Annotated in this window: 23 protein-coding genes; all 23 read right to left on the bottom strand. The window is 41.9% G+C overall.

The features are described from left to right. Positions 1-9: 9 nt before the first annotated feature. The 23 genes from ACRYI5_RS03245 to ACRYI5_RS03355 all read right to left on the bottom strand — a co-directional run bounded on the left by ACRYI5_RS03245 (position 10) and on the right by ACRYI5_RS03355 (position 17,908). Positions 10-4,233 (bottom strand): tape measure protein, encoded by a 4,224-nt coding sequence (locus ACRYI5_RS03245; protein ID WP_448224250.1) that lies wholly within the window; start codon positions 4,231-4,233, stop codon positions 10-12. Next, positions 4,234-4,398, bottom strand: coding sequence for a hypothetical protein (locus ACRYI5_RS03250; protein ID WP_448224251.1), 165 nt, complete (start codon positions 4,396-4,398; stop codon positions 4,234-4,236). A gap of 47 nt (positions 4,399-4,445) precedes the next feature. Beyond that, positions 4,446-4,910, bottom strand: a complete 465-nt coding sequence (locus tag ACRYI5_RS03255) for a phage tail tube assembly chaperone (protein WP_448224252.1) — start codon at positions 4,908-4,910, stop codon at positions 4,446-4,448. 84 nt (positions 4,911-4,994) lie between these two features. Continuing rightward, on the bottom strand, positions 4,995-5,684 hold the full coding sequence (locus tag ACRYI5_RS03260; RefSeq protein WP_407881248.1) for a phage tail protein: 690 nt from the start codon (positions 5,682-5,684) through the stop codon (positions 4,995-4,997). After that, on the bottom strand, positions 5,677-6,078 hold the full coding sequence (locus ACRYI5_RS03265) for a DUF806 family protein (RefSeq protein ID WP_448224253.1): 402 nt from the start codon (positions 6,076-6,078) through the stop codon (positions 5,677-5,679). Before ACRYI5_RS03265 ends, ACRYI5_RS03260 begins: the two co-directional genes overlap by 8 nt. Then, complete coding sequence (locus tag ACRYI5_RS03270; RefSeq protein ID WP_407881245.1) at positions 6,078-6,476, bottom strand: HK97-gp10 family putative phage morphogenesis protein; 399 nt, start codon at positions 6,474-6,476, stop codon at positions 6,078-6,080. The genes ACRYI5_RS03265 and ACRYI5_RS03270 overlap by 1 nt, the downstream gene beginning before the upstream one ends. Positions 6,477-6,481: 5 nt before the next feature. Continuing rightward, on the bottom strand, positions 6,482-6,823 hold the full coding sequence (locus ACRYI5_RS03275) for a phage head closure protein (RefSeq protein ID WP_448224254.1): 342 nt from the start codon (positions 6,821-6,823) through the stop codon (positions 6,482-6,484). Position 6,824: 1 nt separating this feature from the next. Continuing rightward, positions 6,825-7,127 carry a head-tail connector protein gene (locus ACRYI5_RS03280; RefSeq protein ID WP_448224255.1) on the bottom strand — a complete coding sequence of 101 codons (303 nt, stop codon included), beginning with the start codon at positions 7,125-7,127 and terminating at the stop codon, positions 6,825-6,827. Between the two features lie 56 nt (positions 7,128-7,183). Continuing rightward, entirely contained in the window at positions 7,184-8,356 is a 1,173-nt protein-coding gene (locus tag ACRYI5_RS03285; protein ID WP_448224256.1) for a phage major capsid protein, read from the bottom strand. A gap of 3 nt (positions 8,357-8,359) precedes the next feature. Then, positions 8,360-9,049 carry a head maturation protease, ClpP-related gene (locus ACRYI5_RS03290; protein ID WP_448224257.1) on the bottom strand — a complete coding sequence of 230 codons (690 nt, stop codon included), beginning with the start codon at positions 9,047-9,049 and terminating at the stop codon, positions 8,360-8,362. Further along, positions 9,039-10,190 (bottom strand): phage portal protein, encoded by a 1,152-nt coding sequence (locus tag ACRYI5_RS03295; RefSeq protein WP_407881236.1) that lies wholly within the window; start codon positions 10,188-10,190, stop codon positions 9,039-9,041. Before ACRYI5_RS03295 ends, ACRYI5_RS03290 begins: the two co-directional genes overlap by 11 nt. 5 nt (positions 10,191-10,195) lie before the next feature. Then, complete coding sequence (locus ACRYI5_RS03300; RefSeq protein ID WP_407881235.1) at positions 10,196-10,381, bottom strand: hypothetical protein; 186 nt, start codon at positions 10,379-10,381, stop codon at positions 10,196-10,198. A gap of 9 nt (positions 10,382-10,390) precedes the next feature. Continuing rightward, positions 10,391-12,268 (bottom strand): terminase TerL endonuclease subunit, encoded by a 1,878-nt coding sequence (locus ACRYI5_RS03305; protein ID WP_448224307.1) that lies wholly within the window; start codon positions 12,266-12,268, stop codon positions 10,391-10,393. Next, complete coding sequence (locus ACRYI5_RS03310; RefSeq protein ID WP_448224258.1) at positions 12,255-12,725, bottom strand: phage terminase small subunit P27 family; 471 nt, start codon at positions 12,723-12,725, stop codon at positions 12,255-12,257. The genes ACRYI5_RS03305 and ACRYI5_RS03310 overlap by 14 nt, the downstream gene beginning before the upstream one ends. 118 nt (positions 12,726-12,843) lie before the next feature. After that, the gene (locus ACRYI5_RS03315; protein WP_448224259.1) at positions 12,844-13,389 is read right to left on the bottom strand and encodes an HNH endonuclease; all 546 of its coding nucleotides are present in this window, start codon (positions 13,387-13,389) and stop codon (positions 12,844-12,846) included. Between the two features lie 286 nt (positions 13,390-13,675). Then, positions 13,676-13,948, bottom strand: a complete 273-nt coding sequence (locus ACRYI5_RS03320) for a hypothetical protein (protein WP_448224260.1) — start codon at positions 13,946-13,948, stop codon at positions 13,676-13,678. A 299-nt stretch (positions 13,949-14,247) separates the two neighbouring features. Next, positions 14,248-14,727: a hypothetical protein gene (locus tag ACRYI5_RS03325; protein WP_448224261.1), complete on the bottom strand. Its 480-nt coding sequence runs from the start codon at positions 14,725-14,727 to the stop codon at positions 14,248-14,250. A gap of 905 nt (positions 14,728-15,632) precedes the next feature. Further along, positions 15,633-16,055 (bottom strand): ArpU family phage packaging/lysis transcriptional regulator, encoded by a 423-nt coding sequence (locus tag ACRYI5_RS03330; protein WP_448224262.1) that lies wholly within the window; start codon positions 16,053-16,055, stop codon positions 15,633-15,635. A 99-nt stretch (positions 16,056-16,154) separates the two neighbouring features. Then, positions 16,155-16,460 carry a hypothetical protein gene (locus ACRYI5_RS03335; protein ID WP_407881227.1) on the bottom strand — a complete coding sequence of 102 codons (306 nt, stop codon included), beginning with the start codon at positions 16,458-16,460 and terminating at the stop codon, positions 16,155-16,157. Continuing rightward, a complete protein-coding gene (locus ACRYI5_RS03340; RefSeq protein WP_448224263.1) occupies positions 16,457-17,011 on the bottom strand; it encodes a hypothetical protein in 555 nt (184 codons plus the stop codon). The genes ACRYI5_RS03335 and ACRYI5_RS03340 overlap by 4 nt, the downstream gene beginning before the upstream one ends. After that, positions 17,011-17,256 (bottom strand): hypothetical protein, encoded by a 246-nt coding sequence (locus ACRYI5_RS03345; RefSeq protein ID WP_448224264.1) that lies wholly within the window; start codon positions 17,254-17,256, stop codon positions 17,011-17,013. The genes ACRYI5_RS03340 and ACRYI5_RS03345 overlap by 1 nt, the downstream gene beginning before the upstream one ends. A gap of 123 nt (positions 17,257-17,379) precedes the next feature. Next, positions 17,380-17,673, bottom strand: coding sequence for a hypothetical protein (locus ACRYI5_RS03350; RefSeq protein WP_407881221.1), 294 nt, complete (start codon positions 17,671-17,673; stop codon positions 17,380-17,382). Beyond that, entirely contained in the window at positions 17,648-17,908 is a 261-nt protein-coding gene (locus tag ACRYI5_RS03355; protein ID WP_448224265.1) for a hypothetical protein, read from the bottom strand. Before ACRYI5_RS03355 ends, ACRYI5_RS03350 begins: the two co-directional genes overlap by 26 nt. Between the last annotated feature and the right edge of the window lie 8 nt (positions 17,909-17,916).

Below are 17,916 nucleotides of genomic sequence, written 5' to 3' on the forward strand. Positions count from 1 at the left end.
TCAACCTTTCTAAGACCCTTGAAAATCTCGTAGTGCTTGGTAATTGCTCATGTGATTGGCAAGACTAGGCATATCAATTCCCAATGCGCTAACAATGCTAATCAGCGTATTTGTTAGCGTATTGTTTTGCTCTAATAGCGTATTGTTTTTCTGCATGAGCTTTACAACAGCAGTATCTTGATTTGCACCATCATTTCGTTCCTTCGATCCCTGATAGTCGTTTTGCTGGTCTTCACTAGCAAACATTCCCAAGACTTCCATCAATAACTGATTAGCTCTGCTTCGCTTAGTTATATCCATCGGAATGATCGCTTCTTTTTTGTTACCTTCGGCAACTTCGATAAGCTGATTTTGCGAAACAAATCCACCATTGGCATAACCGTGACCGTTACCTAAAAACGACAGATTATTACCATACCGTTTTTTCGCATAATTCAATCCGGCAAGAATATCATCAAAACCATTTTGCCAATTTTTATGATTTGGGAATGCATTTGCCAAAAATGTTGCCATTTTGGTTTGCATTAATCCAAGGGCAGGACCAGATCCATCACCATCTGGATCGGCGCCTGGTTGTTTTGCTTTTTCGTTCCCGCCTGATTCCGTTTGAATTTGTCTAAGAACACGGTTGACCATGCTGTCATCTGTTGAAAGACCATTCATTTCCAACGCTTTCTTTACCTGGTCGCGCCAACGTTCGACGCCTGAACCTGCGGGAGCACTTAGGTCTTCGTTCAACTTGTCAAACAGGTTTTTAAACCACTTTTCTCCCTGTTTAATAATGTAATGACCACCGGATGGAGCAAATGCACTGGTAAAAGGTGTCATCTTCTTAAATCCGCTAATATAATGGTCAAATACCTCTGTGACCTTCTTAACTGGATTTTTAAAGAACTCGGTAACGGCTTTAGTCTTGTCGCCGATCCACTTCTCGACATCACCGACCTTATCACCAACCCAGTTGGCTGCCCCACCGACAGATGACTTAATGCTATCCCCAAGCCCTGTACCATCGGCAAAATGATAAACACCCTGTGCGTACATATAATCCCGAGTATCGCTGGCTTTAACAACAGCATCACCGGCTTCTAGCGGCGCCAATACATCTTGACCCTGGACAATTTGTTTACGGCCATCAGCTTTAACGATCATTTCTTTATTGCCGGTTTCAGGACTATCGTGTCCATCGTTCAACATGGCGATCATGTTGTGTGTAACTCGACCATTAGCTGTACCGTTAGCAAATTTAATTGGGGAAATTGCTTTGGCATCGCCCCCAAACAGATGAATAACATCATCAATCCCATTAATACCGGTGTTAATAATGTCCACAACGCCTTTCATAGCGTCGTGTGCAATATTCTTAATACTCTTCCAGGCAGAGTTCCAAATGTCGCCGAGAGCGTCTCCAAATCCTTTCCAATTTTTCTGAAAGGTGCTTGTAAAAGTATCTAGCCATCCGTGTAACGACTTTCCAAAAACATCACTGTTGTTATACATATCGTTCCAATGATCGGAAAGTGAATTTCGCGTATTGTCCCAGTGAGTACCCCAGCTTTTTTTGAAATTACTGGACCAGTTTCCAAAGGATTTATTAGTGTTGTCGTACCACTTTCCAGTAGTAGAAGACATGTCGTTCCACTTGGATCCCAGATATTTGTTCATGTTATCCCAGTGCGATTGCCAATATTTCGCCATCGGCTTGGCCCAGGAAGCTTGAGTTTTATTCCAGGAATTCCATCCATCCGAAATGCTATGGCCGATATCCCCTAATCCTTTACCAACAGGTTTAGAGATGTTACTGCTCCACCAGCCGCCTACTGATTTACCGACTTTTTTAAAGCCATCTTCAAATGGCTTACTAATGTTTTTCGACCACCATTTGCCAATCTCGCTAATGACGTTGCTAAAGATCTTAACAAGTGGCTTTAACAGAATCATTGCTAAACCAACAGGAAACGCAATAGCTATAATCATAGCCTTGCCTAGTCCCTTAAATAGCTTACCAACGACATTAGTAAATGATTTCCAGCCTTTTTGAAAAGACTTGCCAACGTTACTAAGCTGTTTACTTATTGCTTTTTCCCAGCCGAGATCACCAGTAAATAATTTACCGATTGTTTTAAAAGCATTACCAACAACTTTTACTATCCCCTTGAAAACGTTCTTTACGACCTTACCAATGCCATTAACGAAGTCACGGAACTTTTTATTGTGCTTATACAGCTCAAATAGAGCAACACCCAGTGCAATAACGGCAGAGGCAATCGCGATAAACACATTTGCTTTCATGGCTACATTCAGTGCCTGTTGGGTGATTATTTGCGCTTCTTCTGCGGTCTTAACACCTTTGATGCCAGCTGTAACAGCACCGATCCCTTTAGCTAACGCAGTCACACCGCTCATTAACTTTGCTGTTGCAAAAGCCGCTACTAAAGCACCGCCAACACCCTTAATTACATTTTCATGCTTAGCTAAGCCACCAAGCAGTTTATTCAATGTCTTAATCGGGTCTTGGCTTTTTTTGGATTGCCCACCCATTACACCAAATGCTGATCCGATTGCATTAATCGTGCCGCTAACGACACCCCAAGCACCATCGAATAATAACTTGGCAATCGTGGCAATGCTTTTAGCAATGCCCATCAAATCATCTTTATGTTTGGCAATATAATCTAAGGCCTTAGTAGCACCAGCAGTCATCGTACTGATGCCAGCAGAAATTCCATTTGCATAGGTTTCCATCGATTTATCAGACGTCAATTTGAGCAAGTCACTTTTAACGGATTTACTCATACTAAACGATGATTTTTCAATGTCCCCAAACAACTTTGAAGTGCGACTAGAAAGGTACATCGACATCCCCTGATAGGACGTCATGGCTTCGGTAGTACCCGTCTTGTATTTCTTGCCCAAGTAATCAAGCGCTTCTTCGAACTCTTTAGCACTTAACTTCCCTTGAGACGACATTTGTTGCAGTTCCTTCATGGACTTTCCGGTTGCCTTTTGGATGGCTTCGCCGAACATTGGGAACCGATTAATCATGACATTTAAATCTTCTTGTGACGCTTTACCGCCGGCAACAATTTTAGCGAACTGTTCGCCAGATTCAGCTAATGCGTCATTAGTCATATGTAACGTTGAACCCAACGCTACGAAAGAGTTGGTCCAGTTCTTAGTTTCAGTCACATTGCTATGCACGTGATAGAACGACTGGGCCATTTTATTGATCGTATCAGTCGAGTAGATAGTTGATTGGCCCAGTTTATTGATGTAATCAATCAATACCTGCCCATCACGAGGGGCCTCGGTAGTCAGAGAGTGCCATACCGTCTTCATGGTATCTTGCTCTTTATTAAAGTCAGCACCGGCCTGAATAGCCTCGTGAATTTTTCCAGTTAACGCTTGAATACCACTCGAAGCTAATCCGCCAACAAAGGTGCCAGTCATCACGTCACGGAAACTACGAGTAGTTTTTTCAGCATGCTCCGTCTCACCTCTTAAAGATTTAACGCCATTGCTAACCTTTCCAAACCATGTGGTTGGCTCCCTAGAAATGGTTTCTTCAAGAGATTTGGCAGAGCTTTTCGCTTCAGCATACGCTTTAGCAGTCTCATCAATACGGATTTTCTGCCGACTGTACGCCTCACTTGAAGTGCCTGATTCATGAGCAATCTTTTCTAATTCAGTTTCTTGAAGCTTCTGCTGTTCAGTCAGATTCTTCATGGCAGAATTAAGGCCATTCAGCTTTTCTTTTTCAGCGTCAGACGCGTGACCCTCTGCTATCAATCGATTGGCGTGTGCTTCTGACGCCTCGGACGCCATTTTGTAGCCACGTTGCAGATCTGATAATCCGCTGGTGTAATACTCCAGAGATTGTTTAGAATGGTTTTGCTGTGCTTCATATGAAGCTAACTGCCGTGTAGCACCGTCGATCTGATTTTGAAGTTTAAGGTACGTTTCAGCATCTTGTCTGTTAGCAGTGTCTAAGCCTTCTTGACGAGTACGCAGTTCATCAATCTTTTTCTTTTGAAGATCAATTACATTGCCCAGACCATCAAATTTAGCTTGAGCCGCGCCCATACTGTCACCAACAGATTTTAAAGCGACTTCATCAGCCTTCCATGCATTTATACCGGAACGGACAGCATTAGTTAGCCCGCTCATACTGCTAGTAGCACTGACAGTGTCTATAGCAATCTTTGTCGCCATTTCATTTTGAACTTTTACCAACTATGCACCTCCGTTCATTTGTTTAAACGCATCGGCTGGATCAACTGGACGTTCATCACGCTCTTTAGCCGCCAACACTTCCATAAATTTGAAATAATCTTCATCATCGATATCTTTTGGTGTAACACCTGATTCAAAAAGTAACCGTTTCTTTAGCAAGCCCATGTCCTCATGCTCGTTTTTTAGTTCTTTGATGGCTTGATGTAACCGGACTAACCTTTTTTTGGGTCTTCAGACTTAGCCTTTTCAGCTTCAACCTTCTTATCAAGTTCGAAATCAGCATCAGAACGGCCCTTAATACGACCAATGACGTACATCAAATACTCACCTAAGCCATCAAATTCAATTGATTCTTTGGCATGATCGACCTGTTTATCTGTCAGTTTCAGAATTGTTTGAAGAAAATCGAAGGATTCCTTGGTAAAATCGCGTTCTTTCTGAATTGATTTAACCATGTTTAACCGATCTTTCTTATCTAAGGATTTTTGCTCCTCTGGTGTTAGTTCTTTCTTGTCTTTCTCTGTTTTCGCTTCCTCAACTTCTTCACGGGCATCGTCTTCATCCATTTGTAAAAGTTTAATCATCATTTCGTCTGCCATATCGACTACAGAAATGGTTGGTTTTACTTCGATAAGCTTATTAATGCCGATCTCTTTTGCTTTTAATTTAATTGTCATACGGTCCAAATCTCCTTATTTACTAAAAGCGCCTAATAGCGTCCTACTTTCGTCTCATATCAAGTCGTCTCTGTCTATTTTCTACTAGTGAACCGTGGTTGTATCTGTGTTTGATGCACCACTATCAGTCTTTGTTCCAGCTTTTAATACGTAGCCACCAAAGACCTCTGCGTACATTGCTGCTTTGTCGAACCCTTCTTCAGCAGATGACCAAGTCTTGAATGGTTGTTGATTGCCTTTGCTATCAAGAAAGACATCGTCCTTTAATGGTGTCAATGCTGCATAACTCAATGTAGTATTTGCATCCGTTTCATTTGCGTTATCAGTACCGTGGTTATGGCCCGCTTCAATTAATTCACCGTTGGCAAACCCTTCGTAGTAGTCATTACCGTCAAAACCAGTAGAACAAATTAGCATCGCGACGTGCGGCTTGTTGCCACCCCGGAGCGTGTAACCACCCTTTCCGTCACTGTCATAGCCTTTAAGTGTCTGCAACAATTTGTGACCCATGTCGAGCATTGTAATTGCTACTTCTGGTGCGGACTTACCATGTGATTCACGCTTAGCTTTGTTATTGGCCCACTGAATGGTCCCCTTGGCTTCAAGTCCTGTGATATTAGCAGTTGTTGCACCTTGACCATCGCCATCGACCAATTCAATACCATCTGTACCAACGCCGCCTTTTGATGGATCTGTTACTAGCATCCCCAAATCATCATTCACCCCAAAGGTGATCCCTTTAATACCATGAAAACTTGTACTTCCGTTAGCCATGTAAATCTTCCTCCGTTAAATTCAAATTTTTTGTAAAATAAAAGACCTTCGACATCTGTCTGGTGTCTGGGTCTTTGATGTGGTCTCTTGATTGTGAGACTGACCAACCATTTTTCTCAAATAGTTTAGCCAATCCAATTTCTGCCCCCATCATGTTAAATTCATGATCTAAGTGATCTTTGTAAAATATTTGAACCTCAACGCCAATGGACCAGCCCTTGAATTGGCTGTTACCATATCGTGCAGGTTCGTTTAAATACTCTGTTACCAATACGTCTGTAGTATTGGTGTTCCCGATTACGTCATCGGGAATTGAAGTGCGATAAACATTACCAATCCAGTCTAAACTTGCTGATTTAATTAACTTTTGACCTGTAATTGCGGGCAATTCCATTACTTGTCACCGCCAATTTCGTCATCATAGACCTGTTTTTGAGCCTCGAAAATTGCTTGTTCAGACTCTCTTCGGGCATTGTCAACAAAGTGATCGCCATGAATCGACTTAGTCCCATCGTTCAGAAATCTAGCAATATAAGCTTTTCTGCCAAAACCAACCACACTAGAACCATTTTTCTCGCCATCCATATCGGTGTTTTGGCTCATCACGGCATCAGCTAAATGTGGTTCTTTGACGTCCTTATGATTGGTATAATGCTTGCCTTTTGTAGCATTCCGCAGATCACTTTCAAAAACCTTCGCTCCGGCCCCGGTCATTTTTGACTTTGTGGCTGTATCAGGAATCAACTTTTCGGCCTGGCTAATAAAGCCTTCCAAATCATCTGACAAACTCACTTTAGTTACCTGACTTTCTTTCTCAATTTAAGCGTGACCAGGTCATAACCAACTGGCATTCCTGAAGCGTCTTTCGACACATCTGGCAAATCGTAATCATTGCCATCAAAGCTTGCTTTTAACGATTTATTAATTCGCTGGTCACTTCTTACTGCCAATACAATTGTGTCTTCAAGCTCAGTCCCCATTAACTGGTAGTCTTGAGCAAACGTGCGATTGTATAAGGCACAATGCACCTTAAAATCAGGAACAACAACAATGTCATAATCGCCGCTTCCATCATTTTCGACACGCTCAGTATGACCGAAACTAACTGTTTTGTTTAATCGGCTGACCGTTATTTTCACGTTATTGCCTCCGAATCTTCCAGCGTATCCCATTAATCATATAAAGGTAGCTTGGCGGATACGCTAAGCCAGTCGTAGTTAACTCACCACGGCCAAAGTACGTAAAGTCTACAAGCACACGGACGGCTTGATTGAATCGTTCGAATTTTCGATATTTTTTAACGTCAATCATGTCATCTATTGCGCCCATAACATCTTCCTCAGCCATATTGATTAACTGCTGCAGTATTTCGTCATCTCCGTCAACGTTTAAATACTGCTGCATATTAGCAACTGTCACGCCGATTGCTTCTTCATCAGCCATGGCTGCTACCTCCTAATTATTTACTAGCTTTTGCATCATCTTCGCTAGAACCGGCACTATTTGCTCGCTGGCGCAGTGACAGTTACAAAGTAACCTGCATTCTTATCAGCAGCCTCTACACCAAACCGGAAGGCTGCACCAAGATACCGGCCATAAACCTTGCTTTCTTCCCAAGCTAGGGTCACTTGTTGCCGGTCTGTGAACAAGACGGCCCGCTTCAAGTCACCGATAAACGCCTTTTGATCACCAGCAGCACTACCCAGCAATGTGTCACCGACGACGAACACAGGTACACCAAGCAAAGTACCTTTTGAAGTGCCTGCAGCGATTGAATCGTTGCCATCATGAAGCAAGTACCGGCCATTCTTATCTTTCAACGTATCAAGGGTGTTGAATAGTGATTGGGTAACAACCATTGAGCGCGTGTATGCTGGATCAAGCGCAACGTTTAAAATGCCCTTCAAGTCGTCAATTAAGGTTTCAGCAGTTGTAGCCTTAGCAGTGAATCCTTGTAACACCGGAGCAATCATGGCGTTATACGTGTTGATTGACTTTTCATTAATGGATTGTCCGACTAATGCTGTTAAATCAACTTGTGTGTCTGCAATGGCTTCTTCAGAAAGAGGAATTGCACCACGATAAGTTGCTACAGACCAATCAACTTCATCAAATTGAGGCTCTGCTAGTGCTGGGTTTTCCTTTAATTCGTCAACAGAGCTGAATCGATCTGTTGCACGCTTCAAAATTGGATAAGTCCCCTTTGGAGTGGTAACGGAAGTCTTATTAACCAGCGTTGATAAATCGACTACTGAATTAACTTCTGCGGTTGGATCATAAATAATCTGTGTTGGAATAAGCACGCCAACTTCTTTTGAAGAAATCTGTTGTGCGGAAACATCATCAGAGACCTTAGTACCGTGTGAATGAATGAAATCATTAATGCCAGCCTTTTGGCGTTCAATCGTCGTCTCGTGCCCAGAACCTGGAATTTTTGTTCCTTGATGTTCATCAATTGTTTCATGATCTGCTGGCTTAGTTTCTGGTAATGAATTAATTTGATCTTCGATTGCGTCACGACGGGCCTTAGTAGCCGTTAATTCGTCATTCATTTTTGTGAACTTTTCTTCATCAAAGTCATCTGATTGAATTGCTACTTGCATTTGTGCGTTGAGATCTGAAGCCTTAGCGCTTACCTTGTTGAATAGTGCCTGTAATTGATCTTTATTCATTTGTTACATTCCTCCGTTAAAAATAGCCAGCTTAGCTTGCACGAGTTTTTCGTGTGTACTAGGTTGGCGATTCTGTGTTTGTTTTAGTTTTGTATTTTCGGCGACTAACGCCTTAATCTTTTGTACTGACTGATAACTAGCATTAAGTGACCCTACTGAATTAGTAACTGGTGCAAAATCCTGGATTTCGTCCGCCAACCCTAACTCAATGGCTTCATTGGCATCTATCCATTTTTCTTGATCCATTAAATCTAGCCAGTCTTGCACTGGTTTCCCAGTTTTGGCTGCATACATGTTGGCGATTGCCTTATTGGTAACCTGTAACATATTAGAAGCATGTTCCATGTCGTGATAATTGCCATCAGCACCACCAGAAGCGTTATGAATCATCATTTTTGCTCCTGGCGCCATCTGAACCTTATCAGCACCCATAGCCACAATTGTGCCCGCTGAATAAGCATTAGCCACAATTTGGACGGTTACATTGCCTGAATACTGCCTTAACGCAGTGCACATTGCTGTTGCCGGGTCCACTTCGCCACCATTTGAAGCAATTTCAACAACTACATCTGAACCATCTTCCGGTAATTCGTTGATTACATCTGCGGGTGACACAACCGTCTGTCCAAACCAATCACGATAGATAGGTGCATCATCATCATTTGTAATCGTGCCGTTTACTTTAATTGCCATTCTTTGTCCCTCCTTCCCAATTTGCGTCGTACTCTGGCAAACCATTAGGCAAAAAGCCAGAGCGTTGCAACATCCACTGTGCCTGATTAGGGCTCAACGCCTTTGACGTGACTAAATCATTAATCTGACCAATCATTGTCGAATCATCTACGTCTAACATGTCCTTAATGTCTAGATCAAGGTCTGGGGCGTGCAATTTCAGTTTCAACTCATCCAGGATTGGATGAACGTACGTATTTAAATTAGATAAGTACAGTGCCTTTATTTGGTCACTGTTGCTGTGCTGGCTTTCGGTTGAGGTTCCACCGCCCAACATATCACTGGGAACACCAAACGCTTTTGAAATTTGATCAGCCGAGAAACTGGCGTTTTCATTCAATGCCTTAAAGACGTCAGCCTTCATCTGGAACTCGGAATAATCAAATCCATCAGGCAAAACCATTAGTCGGCCTGCATTATCTCCTGCGTTGGCTTCTTCGAAAGCGTTACGAGCATCAGACGGATCTAAGTCGTCATTGAGCATACCGGTAATTTTTAATTTACCAGCTGCATTAATTTGATTGTTTAATGATTTTAAATTAGAATCCATCGTCTTCTTGGCAACCGTCAAAGCATCACCTAAACTGTCTAATGGGGATCGCCCAATCAAAAAGCGATAATCTGGGTCTGGCATCAGTCGAAAATGAAGCATTTGATCGTCTCTTAGTGTTAGCTTTGGGCGTTCATTATTCTCCATTACTGAATAAACTATGCCTGTATTACCTGGCAAATAGTCCAGTTGCACATCAGCAGGCGGTAAATGCTCTAAATTACCGCCAATTAGCGGCACATATGCATTACCAGATAGGCAAAGCTGAATCAAAATGCTTTGCCAAAAAGAAAATCGACTAATTAGCCTGCTTGGGCTCTCTAGTCGATTAAGTGCTGCATGATTTTCAGTTTTAAAATGAGCAGAGGCGACATCACTCGCGATTCGGTTAATAACAGCAAACACATTGGTGTTTTTTAAAGCATTATCCGCATTTACGTACGCAATCGGTGTTCCGCCCACGCTTGACCAGTAGAAATCACCTCCCGAGCTGGGATAAACCATATCCCTGACCTTTTTTCGATGATAATTGTTTGGTGTCACAAGCCCCACTCAACTCATCCCCTTTCTTGCACCAGGGCTTTGGCCACTAACACCATCGCTAATCCTGTGGCAAACAGTCCGACAATGAGGTTAAAAAAATAGGCCGCAATGACAATCATTGTGAGCCCACCAATAAATAGCACTGTTTCTAACCAGTTAGCCCAAAAACTCGCTAACATTTCAAAAAATGTTTTTACCATGCTTTCCTCCTAGCCTCCAAACATTGATTTAAAATACTGCTTCCGTTCCGCTTTGTTTAAGTCATTTAACGGATTGTAATTTTCATCGTGATAATCTTCAAAGAAGAACTTAGCCTGTGAGTGTGCGTTAATTAACGCGTCTGAAGTATCAATGTGATCACTTGTGCGATTCTGTCGATCAATCTTGATGGCGCCACCTTTATCTTCTTTGATGATGGCATTATTCAATCCGTCAATTAGTAGCGGGTCATTTAGAACTTTTACATCGCCATTGATAAATCTAACCTGAAAATCCTTTGTCGGTTCAGATAGATTAAAAGAAGTTGGTGCGAGTGAGAAATAAGGCCACTTTGGCTCATAATATTGCACCTTCTTTAGGAACCACGAAGCCAAGTTAGGGTCAGCAACTACTGCTTTGACGTTCAATTCATTAGTTCTAACAAAATTAAGCAGCCACTCCCAAACTTGTTGTTCGTCAATGGTGCCACTAGGCTGCCTGGTCACTTCGCAAAAGCCCTGATCTTGAAGCTGTACGTAATCTAATCCATCTTGCTTACTCTTAGCTTCAATTGACTTAGCTCTAGCAAATGGGATGAAACTGTACTGCTTAGCAAAGAACTTATCGCCTTGCTTAGACCGATACGGAAATATGAACCCAAATGATGTATTGTCATTGACCTGACTTGCGTCAAAACCGATAAACACATCTCTTCGATTAATATCAAAGTCATCTACAATTCCGCTACGTATCGTGCTCAAACCAAGATAACTATTTTGAAATTGGCGGCTCCAAATGTTCATCGACTTATTAGCAAATGAAGCTAACGATCCTTCACGTTCCTGGTTGTCGCGCAAGTCTATCAATGCCTGCCTTAATTGCTTTTCTTGACCAGATAGCCCCAATAATGGATTCGATTTCTCCCAACTGGTTGGTTCAAAAACTTCATTCTCATCATCTTGCGCGTAGATGACCATAAATGTTTTGTCGCCAGCTCGTGAAGAATCATCTTCGATTAGTTTTCTAGTGCTCTCTTGATCAGACTTAAACTTCACTTTCACATTGGGATATGCCGTCGATATTTCAAGAAACAATCGGTTAACAAGTTTTGACTGACCAGACGTAATTTGATTGATTGATTCATTGTATTTAGGGTCCATGTTGCCAATTTCATCATAGACAGCTATCAGGTTGTGTTTACTATCGAACCCGCCGGCCTGTGACGATCCTACACGAATGATGTTCTTGTTGTTTCTGCCAATGACCTGATAGGATTGCGCAGACACATCTCTTTCCCTTGCTTCTTTGGAGAAGTCTTGCATGTTGATAATCGTTTTCGCTTGCAGGGATACATAGTCAAATAATTTTTTCGCGTGATCGCTATCATAACTAGCAATAAGAAAGTCCTGTGAAGTAGCGTTCCACCCAATCATGAAATAATAGAAGTTCACCAGGATAGAGGCTAACCACGTCTTACCTTGGCCACGCGCCACAGAAACAATACCAGTATGGTAACGACTACCGGTTTCTGTACCTCGCCAACCGACCAACGAATCCAATATAAATGATTGCCAACCCATTGGAACGATCAATTGACTGGCATCAGTAGGATCAGGAATACTTCTTGCAAACCACTCGATAGCGTCAACCCATTTCTGGTCGTAGATGTATGGGAAGTCTTTTTGCCCTTGTCTCAGCAAGTCTTGAAAATGACGTACACATGCCAATTGAACATCACGGCCAGTGACATATTTGTCAGTAAACAAAACCTCATAGGCATATTTAGTCCCTGGGTCTGCATATTCCGTTAGCAGCGCACCGTAGTTTTCTTTTTCAGATTGTACTGTAGCTTTAACGTCTTCAACTTCTACAAAGTTATACTTGTGCACCAACATCAATTGCCCTCTTTGCTTCTTGTAATCTGGTTATTTTATTTTCTGACGCCCTAACAACGGTTACCTGTTCTTCTCTGGAATCAAAGTTCAATCCAAGATCAGCGCCAAGTGCTTTTAGCGTTCTTGCACAGTCGCTAATAACCATGATTTGCGGACCCTTCTTAATCGGAATACCGCTCTCATTTACAACATACCCGTTGTTGTTTTCAACAAGACTATCAACCGCTGTTCGATAAATTGAATACGTTTGACAGTACAATTCAAGGTTTACTTTATCGACTTGTTTCAGCAAACCGAGCTTTGACAATTCAGGAACGATTTCTCGCCATAACTGTTTTGAAACACGGTCTAAATAAGCCGGTGGTGTTAGCTGTAAGTCCTTAATTTTGTACTGAGCGTCCTTAAAGGCCTCTCCTTGTCTTCGCTGGTCGGCCCTAGTGTTATCAGTCATAGACAGGTTTTTCTTTCGCCCAGCGTGTCGTGTATTAGCCGTATGAGCACCCCCATTTCAAAAGTTTTTAATTACTGCATTTTCAGAGAGCGAGACGCACATGTGTGAGCTCTCTCATTTAGTTAAGGGGGCGGGCCCCTTTTTCATCTGAACGTCCCGAATTTGAATGAGATTCCTTCTGTAAAATCCATTTTTGACATTCATCTTTGTTCCATCTTTTTGACGCATCAATGTTCTCAAATGTTGCTTTAGGCTTGTAAACTTCCTTTTCTAGTTCACCTTTCCAGTAGTGACACCTCTTACAGATGACCCACAGGTTATCAGTGTCTAGTTGCTTGCGCTTGTCCACTCGTCTTGGCGTAATGTGATCAACCACTAGGTACCCTGACTTGTCATAGGTATGACCACAACATTCACAGGTGAAGTATGCTTCTCGCTTTAGTTGAACGCTTAGGTGTGACCAGTGTTTATCATGATAGAAAGCATTAGCTTCCTTATCTCGTCGATACTTGTTGTACTGACTGTACCTACGCTTACCTTGTGCACTCTTGTGTACTGGTTGCTTACGGTAGTACTGTGCATGTTCACTACAGTATGGGTTCTCTTGATCCGCACTCACTGACCTATGACATCCAGTAGCCTTGCATACTCTCATTACCGGCATGTGCTGATCACCGATCTAGGTTGATAGAACTTCCTGAACTGTTGGTATCCTTCCACAGCTCTCACATACTGTGGTGACACCTGTGTGTATGGATCACCCTCACGGTAGTACATAGCCTCACCACTTCCGTACATGCTTCAATTTTACTTAGGTAATTCACGCCTGATTGTGTGTGATAACAACGTCGTCTATGCTTCATATCGCCACCTCCTGTTAATTTAGGTTGTTACACAAAATGTAATAGCCACTCGCGCTCTGCTTTGTTCAACTTAGTTATGTCGTTTAATCATGCGAGTTTCACCCCATTCTTTTCTGCAATCTCCTTAAGTTTGATCTCAACTGCCTCATACCAATTACGCTTGAGCTTATGGTTATTGCCAAGAATCAGTTGCACTGTTTGTTTTGTAGTCCCAATCTCTCTAGCAAACTGTTTGAGCGAACATTGTAGCTGACCTAGTAGCGCATTGGCTTCTTTACTAATATTGTCTTTAACCATTGCTGTTACTTCTTCGGGCGTCATTTTATCTTTCTGCTCGTCCTTGCCTGTCGTCTTAACCATCTGTACTCCTCTGTGTTTCTGCTGCATCAGAAAAGCGGCCAGTCGTTATGACTAACCGCTTGAATAGTATTAATGTCACCGGTGAGGATTTGCACCTTGCATTAGTCAAGAGTAACTATCGTATCTATATAACCGAGTATTATACAAGACCTAGCGTCTACCTTATTCCGCCACGGTAACGAACCGACTCAAAAACGCCCACTGTGATCTCTTTAATCACAACGAACGTCTTTCTGAATTAGATATTCAATTCCACGTAAACTTGAAGGCTAATAAGTGCCAGCTGTTTAATTTAATACTTAATAGACAAAATCAAAGGATTCAGACGCAGCACCTGGAAGTCCCGCAGGCATTGTTGCCCAACCAGTTTCATTCACAACGATTTGATGGTGTCCACCGGTGGCAGCAAACGGAATACTGGTCTCAGTTCCTGTTGCCCAGCCTGCACTACCGTCCACTGTAAAAGTATGCAACGCTTTTCCATCGATTAAAACTTGGATAGTTTCTTTATAGGCGAAAGTCGGAATAGCAAATGTCACATACGTCATTCCAATTGTACCGTCTTGTGTCCCTTTGGTTACGGCAAGTAGCCCAGCGACAACACCCGCATCAATTGTGACAACGCCTAAGTTATTAGGATCTGTTGCGGTTGCTTGCAGAGCAGGAGTTGGATTAGGAGTTTGAAGCGGCGTAACATCAGCCTTAGCAGAAATACCAATGAGAGAAAAAATAATAGCGAAAGAAAACACATATAAAAACGTTTTTACAACTCGATTCATAATGAACCTCCTTAATTATCACCTCAAGTTTACATATTTATTATAATACTTATTTTTTTAAATAGATATAGGTTATTTAAATATTGCATTTATAATATGAATTAGAATCGCCGCACCAATTGCTACAGCTAAGAAGAACAAATTTAAATTCATAGATTTATTGCTGACTATCTTTAGAAGCATTGCTGTAATCAATCCAGCTATGAGAATGGTTATAATAATTGCCATTAATTAGTGTCCTATTCCACGATATAAGCCATACAGAATTCCAACAACGTTTTGAAAAATAAAAATCCCTAAAAATACCCAATTAAATATTTCAGCACGTGAGAAGTGATCAATCCACTTTTTAAACTTATTTACGTGCCAGTAAGCTAAATGAAAACAAATGTAAGCAAAGTTTAGAATTAGTAGAATTCCAATAAAATCATGCAACGTTGGTAGTGGCCCCATTCATGACACCCTCGTTCTTTGTGATTTTTTTTACACCCCCATTATACATCACGACTATTTTTACCGAGGTCTGCACTCCTCCACACAAAAAGCGGCCAGTCTAATGACTAACCGCCTATTATGTAATGCCACACAAGGTGGCCGTTTAATAATGTTAACTGCGCATTGGATGTTCCTGCATCCTTATTGGTTAAGTTTAAAGCGCACAATGTCACCGGTGAGGATTTGCACCTCACATAAAGCTCATTAGTCTTCTTACCCCAACCGGCTCATTGGTCCGATTTAGGATAGCGTCTACTACTTTTCGGGCCTCACACTACCAACGTTTCAAAAACCATTGCGAGTGGTGTTGGATGAATATGATTAGCTCAAGAGGGGTTATTGCTTATTTGATGTTACCAATATAACCCCTGTAAACGGTCTGTGCCGTTCATTATTCGCTCAAAATCCTGTCAAATTTCTGTCAAAATTCGCTCACTATTCGCAGTATTCAGCATCTCACCGAAATGATAAGTTTCTGCAAACTCCCATAATGCTTGCCGCTTGCTTCTGTAAAAGGTGCTTTCGGTGCGTCCTTCATTCATCCTCACTTGTGTATCTGAGTAATCGCCAAGATCAAAGTACAAATCGAACAGTATTTCTTTGCTTCGTTCGCTACACATGTTAATAGCGCCAATAATGTCCCTTAATGAGTTCTCTGCGTCAATTCTTCTAATCATAGAATCTTCGACACGATTACCACTTGGTGTTCCCTTTGGCATACCATCAAAGGACGGTGATTGTAGATCAGATAAACGCTTCCCAGATTGACGCATGAGACTTCTACATTTACTAAGTTTTCTTTTGGCTGCCTTAATCACCGCATCCTCATTCACATCAACCGCCATCCTTTGCTATAATGAGTTGTTGAGTTCATTGAGCAAAGGTCGCTTCCTCGTTTGGGGATGCGGCTTTTTTTAATTAGTCGCAACTTGTTAGATAACTTGATGGCATACCCAGAACATTATCAAGGCCGCCAGACACATTGTCACTGAGCCAACAATCAATTCAAGCGATGACTTATCTTCCGACTCCTGATTAGTAGGCAATACGAAATTAATCAAAGTGTACAATCCAGTTGCGATCGGTACGTTTAAACTTGGCAACTTGAAAAGTGGTGTGATGAACCAATTCCAACCAACGGATAGTACAAAACCAGCAAGCCACCAAACTAGGAAAAGTGAAACGAGTAAGCGGATAAACTTGTTAAAAGACATCGTGTCTATCTCTTCCTTCTTCACTGTGTCACTTCCTTATCTGTATGAAGCTCGTCCCATAATGCAGTCAAATGTTCTTTGGTCAAAACATAACTATTTGTCCCAGTTACATTTTCTGATTGCATAGTAACAATTGATCCATCTAAACAGTGAATGACTAAGTATCCATCCTCATGATGCCCAGTTCCCATAGTCAACATCCACCTAGTACCAATGCCTTCTACTGTGTATGTGGTGACACATGTGATATAAGCATGCTGCAAATGAGGCTTTAGTTCTTTCCAAAATGCATCAATGTCGTTCTGTCTTTGCTTGGCTTTGACCTTCTTGCTTTCACCTGAAAGTTCGACCAGCTTATCAACGACGTCACCAAGACTGACGCCATCTGAATATGAGAGAACACTGCCATATGCTTTCGATTTCTTCAATCCATCTACATCGTTCAATTCGGGAAAATCCGTTAAGCGCAATCGTGTGATCTTCGAAACATCTTTATTTTGCCCCGGATTAACACTTGGTGCCTGTGAACCACGTTTTAGTATCTTCGGTGCTAGACTTCTACCCCTTTTATACATTATTCTCCCATCCCATCTAACTCGGTTTGCCCGTCCTCTTCGTCGCCCTCGGTATCAAGTTCTGTTTGAGCAGGCGTAATCTTCAACTTAACATCACGTTCATAAGACTTAGTTAACGTAATCATTGTGGTTTCTAAGGCGTCAGTTGGGATTTCAAATGTAACCTTGGTCACATCATTCTTTGTCGGGTGAACATCGGTCAACACTCCCATTACATCAAAACTGTTGTCCTTTAATTCTGCCATGATTTATTTCCTCCGTAGCCTGCTTCTAAACAGCGTTTAGAGCGGCTGTTTTATTTTGTGGGTAAATACACCCGAAATAGATTTGATGTCGATGAAACAACGTAGCTACTTTAATTTCTACCCTTAAACGCGACTCTGCGATAGATGTCTGCCACGCTCCACTAACTCGGCGCGTTGTTCATCAGTTAGTTCACGTTTTTTATGTTCACGTGGTTTGGGGATGTACCAACTTTCTTTTAAGTCCCCTTCGATACTCATAACTTGTCCGTCATCATATCGCGTTATTTTCTGATTTTCTAATACAGAACTGTATTTTTTGAAGTCCAAACTTCGGGAGGTATAAATATGCCAACGCTTCTTTTCGCCATCAATAGACAAGATAGTTTCTTGTTCATTTGAGCTCAGATGTTGTTTCATCACTCGCTCCTCCCATCAACAACAATTCATACATAATCTTGTTTTTTTCAGCCACGCTTAATTCATGCTTAGATAAAATCAGGTAATGCGATTCATCGCTAACATTGCCCACGCTTAATCGAATTAGCTTGTTGTTAGCCCAGAAGATAACTGTCCGCCACATATCGCCGCCATGGTCCTTCAAACCATCGGCCAAGAAGTTAAAATAGGCTGTGCGGCACCGTTCATGTTCCACTGGTCTCA

It is taken from the genome of Furfurilactobacillus sp. WILCCON 0119, assembly GCF_053471565.1.